Annotated in this window: 10 protein-coding genes; 6 read left to right on the top strand and 4 right to left on the bottom strand. The window is 45.1% G+C overall.

What is annotated here, in order from left to right; genetic code table 11:
• Positions 1-99 precede the first annotated feature (99 nt).
• The 6 genes from E5329_RS06035 (at position 100) to spoVT (ending at position 9,829) form a co-directional block, all read left to right on the top strand.
• Complete coding sequence (locus E5329_RS06035) at positions 100-3,216, top strand: glycoside hydrolase family 3 C-terminal domain-containing protein (RefSeq protein ID WP_135988685.1); 3,117 nt, start codon at positions 100-102, stop codon at positions 3,214-3,216.
• A 1-nt stretch (position 3,217) separates the two neighbouring features.
• Positions 3,218-3,649, top strand: coding sequence for a sodium:proton antiporter (locus E5329_RS06040; protein WP_135988686.1), 432 nt, complete (start codon positions 3,218-3,220; stop codon positions 3,647-3,649).
• An 80-nt stretch (positions 3,650-3,729) separates the two neighbouring features.
• The gene (locus tag E5329_RS06045) at positions 3,730-6,228 is read left to right on the top strand and encodes a glycoside hydrolase family 2 TIM barrel-domain containing protein (RefSeq protein ID WP_135988687.1); all 2,499 of its coding nucleotides are present in this window, start codon (positions 3,730-3,732) and stop codon (positions 6,226-6,228) included.
• On the top strand, positions 6,216-6,770 hold the full coding sequence (locus tag E5329_RS06050) for a hypothetical protein (protein ID WP_135988688.1): 555 nt from the start codon (positions 6,216-6,218) through the stop codon (positions 6,768-6,770). Before E5329_RS06045 ends, E5329_RS06050 begins: the two co-directional genes overlap by 13 nt.
• Positions 6,771-9,185: a beta-glucosidase gene (locus tag E5329_RS06055; RefSeq protein WP_135988689.1), complete on the top strand. Its 2,415-nt coding sequence runs from the start codon at positions 6,771-6,773 to the stop codon at positions 9,183-9,185.
• Positions 9,186-9,280: 95 nt separating this feature from the next.
• Positions 9,281-9,829, top strand: a complete 549-nt coding sequence (gene spoVT / locus E5329_RS06060; RefSeq protein WP_135988690.1) for a stage V sporulation protein T — start codon at positions 9,281-9,283, stop codon at positions 9,827-9,829.
• Between the two features lie 127 nt (positions 9,830-9,956).
• On the opposite strand, the gene E5329_RS32520 is transcribed toward spoVT, so the two are convergent.
• The 4 genes from E5329_RS32520 to E5329_RS06070 all read right to left on the bottom strand — a co-directional run bounded on the left by E5329_RS32520 (position 9,957) and on the right by E5329_RS06070 (position 12,098).
• Positions 9,957-10,076, bottom strand: a complete 120-nt coding sequence (locus E5329_RS32520) for a magnesium transporter (protein WP_408634643.1) — start codon at positions 10,074-10,076, stop codon at positions 9,957-9,959.
• Positions 10,024-10,452: a hypothetical protein gene (locus E5329_RS31565; RefSeq protein ID WP_330571988.1), complete on the bottom strand. Its 429-nt coding sequence runs from the start codon at positions 10,450-10,452 to the stop codon at positions 10,024-10,026. Before E5329_RS31565 ends, E5329_RS32520 begins: the two co-directional genes overlap by 53 nt.
• A complete protein-coding gene (locus E5329_RS31570) occupies positions 10,439-10,687 on the bottom strand; it encodes a hypothetical protein (RefSeq protein WP_330571989.1) in 249 nt (82 codons plus the stop codon). Before E5329_RS31570 ends, E5329_RS31565 begins: the two co-directional genes overlap by 14 nt.
• A 409-nt stretch (positions 10,688-11,096) precedes the next feature.
• On the bottom strand, positions 11,097-12,098 hold the full coding sequence (locus tag E5329_RS06070; protein ID WP_168356537.1) for a polysaccharide deacetylase family protein: 1,002 nt from the start codon (positions 12,096-12,098) through the stop codon (positions 11,097-11,099).
• Between the last annotated feature and the right edge of the window lie 26 nt (positions 12,099-12,124).

The raw sequence follows: 12,124 nt of genomic DNA on the forward strand, positions 1-12,124 counted from the left end.
GTTCAGGCTGGAAAAAATACAGTTCAGGAAGATTGGATTGTATGAAAAAGAAAATGTTGTTACCATCTTTTTATCAAATAAATGCAGAGGAGGAACAACATGTGGAAAAGAAGTAATATCTGGCGGGGATTATCCCTGGTGTCCGCAACTTTTTTGACGGTTTCATTACTGGCAGCAAATATTCTGGAAACCTACCGTACATCTGTAGATGCTTTTGTGGGAACCCGAAGCCAGAAAACCGTAACGGAAAGCACAGAAAATGCAGAGGATACGTGGACTTATGTGTCGCAATTTAAATCAGCGAAAGAAGCGTATGAAGGCTTTCGGGAACTGGCAGTCCGCACATCTTCGGAAACATATGCGCTGCTGAAAAATGACAACGCTGCGCTGCCTCTTTCTTCAGATGCAAAAATCACTTTATTCGGCATCAGAAGCTATGCACCGGTGTATGGCAATTCCGGAGGCAGTGTGCCGGATGGCAAGTCAACGGTACAGATTTTTGACGCCTTTACAGAACGGGGATTTCAGTTGAACCCATCTATGCTGGCAGCGTATGAAGCGTTTTTTGCAGATAAGGAATGGACCACTCCTCAATTCGGCGGAGGCATTCTTCCTGCTTATGCAGAAGTGACGGCTTATGACAATCCCCATGAATTGACTCTGGATGAATTGAAGGGCTTAAATCCCGAATACAATAAAGAGTATGCGGCTTACAGCGATGCGGCTGTTGTAGTAGTGGGCCGTGTAGGAGGAGAAGGCGGCGACGGTTATTATCCGGGAGAAGAAGGACGCGCCGAGGGAGTAGAAACAGTTACTGGCAACATATTAAGTCTCAGCCGGGAAGAGATGGAAATTGTCGAAGAAGCAAAAGCGAATTTTGATAAGGTAATTGTCCTTGTAAATGCCACAAATCCAATGGAAATCGGTAATCTGAAGGATGATCCTGACATTGACGCAATTATGTGGATCGGCTATCCGGGCGCATATGGATTTTATGGGGTTGCAGATGTGCTGAACGGCACGGTATCACCTTCTGCCCATCTGGGAGATATTTTTGCAAAAAACAGCGCGCTGGCTCCGGCGATGCAGAATTACGGTAATATTCCATGGGAAAATGCCGGGGATTTTTCTGAGACTGCGAATGTCAATTCTTATCTGATTGAAGCAGAGGGAATTTATACGGGATACCGTTATTATGAGACAAGATATGCAGATATTGTCCTTGGAAACGGCGGAGCAGAAGCCACTGCGGGGACTTACGCCAATGAAGACGGTACAGTTTCAGAGGCGGACGGCGTTTGGGATTACGCAAATGAAGTAGTGTATCCCTTTGGACACGGCTTATCATATACGACATTTGCCCAGACTTTAGATTCTGTAGAAATTGCAGACGATAAAAAGACGGCAAAAGTCACAGTAACTACCAGGAATACAGGAAATGCAGCCGGGAAGGCTGTGGCGCAGGTTTATGCTCAGACACCCTATACCGATTATGATAAGCAGTACCATATTGAGAAATCAGCGGTCCAGCTGATGGATTTTGAAAAGACAAATATATTGGAGCCGGGAGAAAGCCAGACGATTACAATGGAAATCGATCTTTCCAACCTGGCAAGCTATGATTCGGAAAATGCCGGAACTTATATTGTAGATCCGGGGACCTATTATTTTGCCATTGGGGACGATTCTCATGACGCCCTGAATAATATCCTTGCAGCGGAGGGAAAGACAACAGCAGACGGTATGACAGCCGAGGGAAGCACGGATAAAACTTTTACCTGGAACTGGGAGGGAGAAGTGGATGCGGAAACATTTGCTGTCAGCAAAAACGGAACGGAAATTGCAAATGCGGTTTCAGCAGGAGATTATGCAATGGATATCAACGCTTTCCTGCCTGGTACGGCTACATATCTTTCCAGAAGCGACTGGAACGGAACGTTTCCGAAAACATATTCTGGACTCAGCGCAGATGAAACATTAAGCAGGCTCCTGGGGAATGATTTGATTCCATTAAAAACGGATGATGACGTGTCGGATCTTGTGTTTGGAGATACTTCAAGTGACCTGACGATTAATGATATGAAGGGAGCAGATTATGAGGATCCCCGTTGGGAAGAACTGATTAATAAAGTGACAGTTCAGGAGTTTCTGGATTTTGCATCCAATGCTTTTCATAATATTGCAGCGATTGAATCTATCGGACTGATGCAGTATGCGGCAGATGACGGCCCCAATGGTTCAGACTCTCATTATTTGACAGAGGGCTCTTATCAGGGAGTGCCTTATGCGGACGCCCAGGAGTATGATTATGGGACAAGGGTAGGGCCTACGCCCCAGAACATTGCCTATAGCTGGAATAAAGAGCTGGCCTATGAAAATGGAGAAATTACCCTTGGAGAAAGTACGCTGGTGCTGAATCTTCCCATCATTATTGGGCCTGGAATGAATATCCACCGCCATGCTTATAACAGCCGTGGGGCGGAATATTATTCTGAGGATCCGATTCTGACAGGATATATCGGCAGTGCGGCCATTCAGGGCGCTCAGTCGAAAGGAACATTGGTAAATATTAAGCATGCGGCATTTAACGATCAGGAAGTGAACCGCTCCGGCATTGCAGTTTTTATGAATGAGCAGAAAGCCAGGGAAGTGGAACTTCGGGGATTGCAGCAGGCGTTTGAAGCGAACGGAAAGCCGGCGTCTTTTGCAGCAGATGAAAGTAAAGCGGATACTTATACGGAAGGAGCATTGGGAGTTATGAGCTCCTACAACCGTATTGGCGCGGTGGCTTCCAGCGCAAACAGCGGCATTATGGTTCAGATTATGCGGGAGGAATGGGGATTTAAAGGATATAATGTAACGGATTTTACAGGCGTTGCATTAAAAGCGGCTCCGAAGGAATCTATTCTTGCCGGAACCACAGCGTTCTGCGGCATGAGTATTTCTGAAGATATTACTTACTGGAATGGCGAGGGGTTAAGCGGCGATAGAGATATGCTGCTGGCTGTGAAACAGGATCTCCACTATCTGCTGTACGCCCTTGCAAACAGCGCAGCGATGAATGGCATTAATTCCACGACTCATACAGAGAATGTGATTACCTGGTGGCGGGCGGCATATATGTCAGCTATTGGCATATTTGCTGTAATGACGGCCGGAAGCCTTGTGCTTTATGGGTTCAGCCGACGTAAAAAGGCAGAAGGAGGGAAGGAATAGGATGAAAATGCAATTAGAAAAAACGGATTATGCGGTAGGCCTGGCAGCGGCAGCGTCTCTTATAGGTCTGGCAATTTATATTTTTACTTCCGTGAGCGGATATCTGGCGTCATCTCCGGTAAATTGGCTGCCTGTTGCCGGCACGGGGATTGCGGTAATTTTGATGGCCGTTTTGATCTTTATGAAACAAAAGTTTTCACTGCTTGCTGCGGACAGTATGATGATTGGTTCTGCCGCGCTGCTTTTATACAGCATTTATGAATTTGTGTTAGGGCGCGTATCATTGGCGGCAGACGTTTACTTCATCCCGGTCAATTACCCTCCGTCGGAGGCAGCGGCGCTGCATATTTCAATTGCGGGTCTTGTATTATATTTTGCAGCGGATCTTGCATTGATTATTGCAGCATTTATGAAACGTTCAGAGGAAAAATAAAACAGGAAATTATCTTTTGCCCACCTGGAGCTTCTGTGCGCCGGGTGGGTTTTATAAAAGGAAAGTGAGGCGATAAAAGGATGAAAGGGATTCCATTTCATGAAGGATGGTTCTATAAGCATGACGGTGAGAAAGGGCAGGGACGAAAGGTCACCATTCCCCACGACGCCATGCTGAGGGAACAAAGAAGCAGGACAGCTCCTGGTGGGGCAAATACAGGCTGGTATGACGGGTATGATTATGTTTATGAAAAAGAATTTATTCCGGATGCGTCGCTGGAAGGGAAAAATATTCTGCTGGAATTTGAAGGGGTTTACCGGAATGCAGAAGTATGGATTGACGAAAAGCAGGCAGCGTTCCGGCCTTATGGATATACAAATTTTTATGTGGATCTGACTGATAAGGTGAAACCTGGATGCAGTCACCGAATTCGAGTCATTGCCAGGAATGCGGATCAGCCAAACAGCCGCTGGTATTCTGGCGCGGGGATTTACCGTCCGGTGACTTTATGGGTGGGTGGCAGGAAACATATTCCGGTAAATGGAATACGGATCAAAACATTGTCGGTTTCGCCTGCAAAGATACAGGTGCAAGTGAAAACCAGTATGCCGGGGAATGTGAAAATTGAGGTTTTAGACGGTGAACAGACGCTTTGTGCTTGCGAGGCAAACAGCACAGGAAAAGCAGAAGTAACCCTGGATGTGCCTGACGCCAGGCTTTGGAATGTGGATACGCCCAATCTTTATGTCTGCCGCGTGACCTTTGGAGAAGATATCGTGTGTGAACCCTTTGGCATCCGGACCCTGGAATGGGGGAAAAATGGTATCTGTATCAATGGGAAACGTACCATATTGCTGGGCGCATGTGTGCATCATGACAATGGGCTGCTGGGCGCCTGCTGTGATGAGGATGCAGTGGAACGGAAAGTGCGTATTATGAAAGAAAACGGATACAATGCGTTGCGCAGCGCCCATAATCCCTGCTCCAAAGCATTTTTGCGGGCATGTGACAGGCAGGGAATGCTTGTGATGGATGAGTACATCGATCATTGGTATATTCACAAAACCGAGTATGATTATGTAGATTATTTTGAAAAATGGTGGAAGCAGGATCTGAAAGATATGGTTCGCAAAGATTACAATCATCCCTGCGTGGTTCTGTATTCTACCGGAAATGAAGTGAGTGAGACTGCTCAGCCCAAGGGAATCAGCCTGACCAGAGAGATGACGGAATATCTTCATGGACTGGATCATACCCGCCCGGTGACCTGCGGGGTTAATATTTTCTTTAATTTCTTAAGTTCCATTGGTTTTGGCGTCTACAGTGATAAAAAAGCAAAAAAGGAAGCATTGCAGGCAGAGAAGGCGAAAAAAGCGGGAAAAACCTCCAGGAAAAAAGCAGTCGGCAGTCAGTTTTTTAATAATCTTGCAGGTCTTTTGGGAGATGAATTTATGAAGAGGGGCGCTACGCTTCATGGATGTGATGTGAAAACACGGGGGGCTTTTGCCAATATGGATATTGCAGGTTATAATTACGGTATTTACAGATACAGACATGACCTGAAAAAATATCCGGACAGACTGATTCTGGGAAGTGAAACTTTTTGCAAAGATGCTTACAAATTTTATGAAATGGCAAAACATAATCCGCGGCTGGTAGGGGATTTTGTTTGGGCCGGCATGGATTATCTGGGGGAAGTGATGGTAGGCTCCTGGGAATATGAGGATTACGCAGGGAATTTTAATGGAGAACTGGGCTGGGTGTCAGCAGGCTCCGGGCGCGTTGATTTGACAGGGAAGCCTTTATGCGAAGCATTATATACCAGAGTTGCCTTTGAGAAAGCGAAGGGGCCGTTTATCGGCGTATGCCCGGTAAACCACACCGGAGACCGGCACAGCCCTTCCGCATGGAAAATGTCAAATGCAATAGAAAGCTGGAGTTTTCCGGGATATGAGGGAAGAAAAGCCAATGTGGAAGTTTATGTTCGGGCTGCCAGGGTAGAGTTGTTTGTCAATGGAAAAAAAGCAGGATCTGCGGTTTTGAAAAATGACTGCATTGCAAAGTTTTCCTGTACTTATGAGAAAGGCAGGATTGAGGCGGTGGCCTATGATACCATGGGAAAGGAGATTGGAAGGACAGCTCTTTTGACAGCGGATACGGAAACGGTATTGCGGGCAGAACCGGAAAAAGATGCTGTAAAGCCGGGACATTTAAGCTATGTCCGGTTAAGATATACGGATAAAAATGGCATTCTAAAACCTTTGGAGAGGGGAACCATACATGTGGAAGTCAGCGGCGGGAGTCTGGAAGGGCTTGGAAACGGCTGCCCTTATAATGAAAGAAGCTATCTTTCTGATGAAACAGACACTTATTATGGAGAAGCCCTTGCCATTGTCCGGGCAGGAGATGGAAATTCTCTGTGTGTGAAACTATCGGATGGTCTCCGGGAGGAGAAAATTCTGATTCCTGTAACGAAAGAATATCTGGAAAAATCCGGGCCTGCCGTAATGGAGAAAAATGGGAAAAAAGGGGGCGTGTGGGATATTGGAGAAAGTGAGGGAAAGAGATGCAGTTTGTAGAAAAATACTGGGGAACATTTACCCAAAAGCATAAATTAGCCGCTCAGTTTATTAAATTTTATTTTTTTTCTGTGGTGGTAACGCTGTTGCAATATCTGATGCTGACCTTTCTGCCGGAGCTGTTTTTCAAAGCGACGGACTGGTGTCAGATTCCCTGTCAGCTGATTCATTTATCTTTGGGGCCGGTGGACACCTATGTGTTTAATTATCCGGTTACGGGAGACGCTACCGGAGGCATGGGTTATTTTGCGGCATTTGCCATCACGCTGTTTGTGGCGCAATGCATTAATTTTCCGATGCAGAGAAATGTAACGTTCAAATCAAAAGGAAATATTTATTATCAAATTGCATGGTATGTGGCAGCATTTGTCCTCATTACGGTGGCGTGCAGTTTCCTGATGGGATTGTATGTGCCTGTTTGCAAAAGATTTTTTCCGCCTGCGCTTTATAATGTGTTGATTACAGTAATCAATGGCGGCGTTCAAATGGTAATTTATTTCCCAATTTATAAAATAATTTTTCCGGAAGGACAGGTGGAATAAATGAATGTGAAGCAAATAATGAAAAAACTGACGCTGGAGCAAAAATGTGCATTGCTCTCCGGCAAAGATGTATTTAAAACCCGTGACTTCAAGCGGGCAGGCATCCCCTCTGCCTGGCTGTCAGACGGGCCCCATGGTCTTAGGAAACAGGCAGGGCCTTCCGATCATTTGGGCCTGAATCCAAGTGAAAAGGCAACCTGTTTTCCTACAGCAGCCACCGCGGCCTGCAGCTGGGATGTTGCTCTGGGGGAAGAAATTGGCAATGCTTTGGGGGAAGAGGCAGCAGCCCAGGGAGTTAATGTTGTGCTGGGCCCAGGGCTTAATATGAAGCGGAATCCGCTTTGCGGCAGGAATTTTGAGTATTTTTCAGAAGATCCTTTTCTGGCAGGGAAACTGGCAGCGGCTTATATCAGAGGGATTCAGAAAAATGGAATTGGGGCCTGCCCGAAGCATTTTGCTGTCAATAACCAGGAAACCAGGCGCATGGCCTCGGACAGTATTGTAGATGAACGGACCTTGAGGGAGATTTATTTGACTGGCTTTGAAATTGCAGTCAAAGAGGGGCGGCCCAAAACAATTATGACAAGCTATAATCAGATAAATGGGGAATATGCAAATGAAAATAAGCATTTGCTGCAGGAGATCCTGCGGGCAGACTGGGGATATCAAGGTATGGCAGTAACGGACTGGGGCTGCTCAAATGATCATGCATTGGGAGTGAAGATGGGATCTGCCCTGGAAATGCCGGCGCCGGGGCTGGATTCTGCCCGGGAATTGCTGGAAGCGGTAACCTCCGGCAAAATTACAGAAAAGGATGTGGACGCCAGGGTGGAAGAACTGCTGGAAATGGTATTTTCCACCAATGAGGCTTTTGGAAAAAAGACGGGATGCGTGAATTACAAAAAACATCATGATTTGGCCCAAAAGGCAGCGGCCAGAAGCCTTACGCTGCTGAAAAATGAAGATCAGATTTTACCCATTAAAAAAGGAACAAAAGTGGCGTTGATTGGTGATTTTGCATCCGTTCCCCGGTATCAGGGAGCTGGTTCCAGCGTTGTAAATGTGACGCGTCTTGACAATCTTCTGGATTGCATGAAAAAATCAGAATTGAACTTGATTGGCTTTGCGAAAGGATTTGACCGGTCAGGGAAAAAGAATGAAGGATTGGAAAATGAGGCTGTCAGGCTTGCAGAAAAAGCGGAACTGGTAGTCCTTTGTCTTGGATTGGATGAAATGCAGGAAAGCGAAGGGCTTGACCGTGCAAATATGAAAATGAAACAAAACCAGATATCTTTATTGAAAAAGATTAACAGGATTAATGACAATCTTGCAGTGGTATTGTTTGCAGGCAGCGCAGTGGAAACATCCTGGCGCAAATCTTGCAAAGGGCTTCTATATGCAGGGTTGGGAGGACAGGCCGGAGCGGGGGCGGTTATGGACGTCCTGACAGGAAAGGTAAATCCCGGAGGAAAACTGGCGGAAACATGGCCGGAGCATTATGAAGATGCACCTTCCGTCCGCCATTTTGCAGGCAGGGGACATACAGTGGAATATCGGGAGGGCTTGTATATTGGTTATCGGTATTACCAGAAAGCTAAAGTGAAAACAGCATTTCCTTTTGGATATGGACTGAGTTATACCACATTTGCATACAGTGATTTAAAAGCAGATAAAGAAAAGGTTACTTTTTGCATCAAAAACACAGGAACCTGTGACGGGTCAGAAATTGCGCAGCTTTATATTTCAAGACCGGGGAAAGAGGCGTTTGCGCCTGTACGGGAGCTGAAAGGATTTGCTCGTGTGGATTTGAAAGCAGGGGAGAGCAGGGAAGTGACAATCCATTTGGACGATAAAGCATTTCGCTATTGGAATGTGAAAACAAACCGTTGGGAAACTGAGGGCGGCGCCTATACAATTTATGTTGGTTCCAACAGTGAGAATCATCCTTTATCTGCTGTGATCGAGATTGAAGGCTCCGGGGCGCCTGCCCCCTATACAGGCAAGCGGCTGAAACACTATGAAAAGGGCATAGTGCAGAATGTGCCGGATGAAGAATTTGCAGCTTTGCTGGGATATCCAATTCCTGAGAATAAAAGCGGGATCAATCAGAATATGACGATCGGAGAATTGAACCATGGGCGCAGCCCTATGGGCTGGCTTATCTGGCTTGCTGTGACATGTATGCTGAACAGAAGCAAAAGAAAGGGACAACCTGATTTGAATCTGCTTTTTATTTACAATATGCCTTTGCGGGCCATTGCCAAAATGACAAATGGTATGGTAAGTATGGGAATGGTGGATGGTATGGTTCTGGAATTAAAAGGCTTTTGGCTGATAGGAATTCTGAAAATAGGGATAGAGTTTTTGAAAAACAGATATTTAAATAAGGCGATGGAGAAAAGAATTGGGAAGTAAAACGGAATAGACAAAATAAAAATTCAGGTATAAAATGCCTCCATTTACAGATAATAGTATTGCGAAAAAATGATATGTAAATGGAGGATTTTATTATGAAAGCAACAGGAATTGTTCGAAGAATAGATGATTTGGGCAGAGTAGTTGTGCCGAAAGAAATCCGGCGTACATTACGGATCAGGGAAGGCGATCCATTGGAAATTTTTACAGACCGGGAGGGAGAAATTATTCTGAAAAAGTATTCTCCCATTGGGGAACTTGGGCAGTTTGCAGGATTGTATGCGGAGAGCCTTGCCCAGACCAGCGGGTGCCTGGTGTGCATTACCGATAAGGATCATGTAATTGCAGCAGCCGGCGCAGGGAAAAAGGATTTTGACGGAAAGCCAATCAGCAAACAGCTGGAACATGTGATTACAGACCGCGAGACTTTTTATGCTCAGAAGGATGAGAAAGGGTTTGTAAAAATTACATTGGATGACGCCGGAGATTTTCAGTCGCAGGTGGTGTCCACCATTATTTCAGAGGGGGACGCTATCGGCTCTGTGGTGATGTATAACAGGGAAGAAGGAACAGGAATGGGAGAGACGGAAAGCAAACTGGCAAGGGTGGCCGCCGGATTTCTCGGAAAACAGATGGAACAATAGGCTTTTCTGATTCTGAAGCAGCGGAATTGTCGGGAAATGAAAGAGTTTCCACCATATAGATTGAGACTTTTTCGATATCGCAACGATATTGTGTATTAATTTCATTTCCTGACATTCCTATACACAGTTATAATCTTAAAACATTGAGTATCAAAAACCAGGACAGACCATAATAGGTTATCACAGCAACAAGGTCATTGATGGTTGTAATTAGGGGACCCGATGCAACAGCGGGATCTACCTTCAATTTTTGAAACATAAAGGGAATCAATAAGGATAAGGGATTGAAAAGCGATAATTAGCGGCAGTTGCGCGACAATTCCTTCAAATATGCCTATAACACTGGATACAACCATTCCCAAGCCAAGCAAAATGACAAGCCAGGGCAGCCTTTTTCCAATGCTTTTTGTCAATGGTTCCTTTAAATCTTCTTCTGCCGCCTGCTCAATCAGTTCATGCATTGCCTGTCGTACACTGATTCCAGAATGGACTGCAATATAGTTTGGAGTCATCTTGCTGCCTATCTCATCTTCACTGAAAGAATTCATCAGCATGATCTGTGTTTTCAAGCTGTCCCCCAGCAGTTCAATCACCGTAGTGCGGTCTGTTTTATCCATATTCATATTCGAAGATATCCGCCAGTGTTTCAGCATTTAAAATATGATATAGCCTGCCGCGTCCTTCCAAACTAAGCCTTTCTAATGCGGAAGCAATATCCCTTTCGCGATATGCAAGGATACGTTCCTGTTTAATTTTAGGAGTTAAGTTGCTGCGAAGCATCTCTACAATCTCTGTTTTGTAATCTGGATGCTGTGTTGTTTGGAGAATTTCATTTTGAATATTGTCATTTACTTTCATTGCATTTCCTCCTTTACCTGTCAGGCGCTGATAGCAAACTAAAAATGAAAAGGCGGGTGCAAAGGTTGTCAGCAAAAGGGCATAAAAATACCATTGCCGCTCATAAACCTTATCATTCTGCACTCATCATACCGATTGCATCATAGTTTAGAAACAAACAATGGCTTTATATATGGACGCAATAATATTCCGTTACAAATTATGGACATAACTGCAGCAATATGTAGAGCGGCTATAGCTATATATAAAAGCCTTGTTTATACTTCGACTATTACTGCCGTCCATAATCTCACCTCCGTTTATCAGGTACATTATTATTTAAATTAAAAAAATTTTAAACTTCATTATACTAAAATCCGATAAGAAGTCAAGAGCAAAAAAATCTGAAAAAGTTTGCATATAAAATCTGTTATTCAGCCTGGCGGTACTGTACCGGTTCCGAATACTGATCCAGGGAGCGGAATTCATATCCTGCATCCGAAAGTTTTTGGAGGACAGTGGGAAGGGCAGCCAGCGTGGCGTTTTTCCCGGAACCGTCATGCATCAGAACCACAGGATTTTCCACGTATTTTACATTGGAGCAGATATTGTCAATAATATTCTGGGAGGTTGTCAGGTTGCTTCCGTCGCCAGAGCTGACATTCCAGTCGTAATGGGTGAATCCCCGGCGTTTCATTTCGTTGATAATGTTATGTATTACATAGGAAGAGCCGTTGTTGCTGCCTCCCGGAAAACGAAACAGGCAGGGGGAATAGCCGTTTGTTTCCTCATATACCCAATCATATACTTTTTCATAATCTTCTAAAAAAGCGTCTACGGAACGGTAAATCTGATTATAGTCGTGGCTGTAGGAGTGGAGAGCCAGGGTATGTCCCCGTTTCACAATTTCTGATAAATACTGGGAATATTCTTCGTTGTTTTTTCCAACCACAAAAAAGGTTGCGTGGGCGTCATATTCATCCAGCAGATCCAGTACCTTTGGAGTCAGGGCGGAAGGGCCGTCGTCAAAGGTCAGGTAGACATATTTCTGTCCGGACTGAGCGGGCATATTATCTTTATCAGCATACAGATTGGGATAAGGGTCATCTTCGGAGTTATGGGAGGAATACCAGTCTTCCTGCTGTTCGTCCTCATCCGAGTTGTCTTCTTTTCCAAGATCCTGCATCTGTTCAGAAAGCTCAGTAATATAATCCTTTTGCCCTTCAATGTATTTTTCTTTTTCATCCAGCTGGGCAGCGCTGTCTTCTAGTTGCTCATTCAGCCCGGAGTTGCTTTCCCTTAACTGTGCGGCTTCTGCCGTCAGGCTGTGGTACCTGCTGTCCAGGTTCCAGTATTGAAAGCCGAGAACGCCGCAGATGCACAGGAAAATAATGGCGCAGGCCAGCGCCGGGATAAAGGGCTTCTTTTTCATAATCATCGTCTCCTTAGAATAGATAA

Origin of the sequence: Petralouisia muris (genome assembly GCF_004793545.1) — a bacterium.
Taxonomy (GTDB): Bacteria; Bacillota; Clostridia; order Lachnospirales; family Lachnospiraceae; genus Petralouisia; species Petralouisia muris.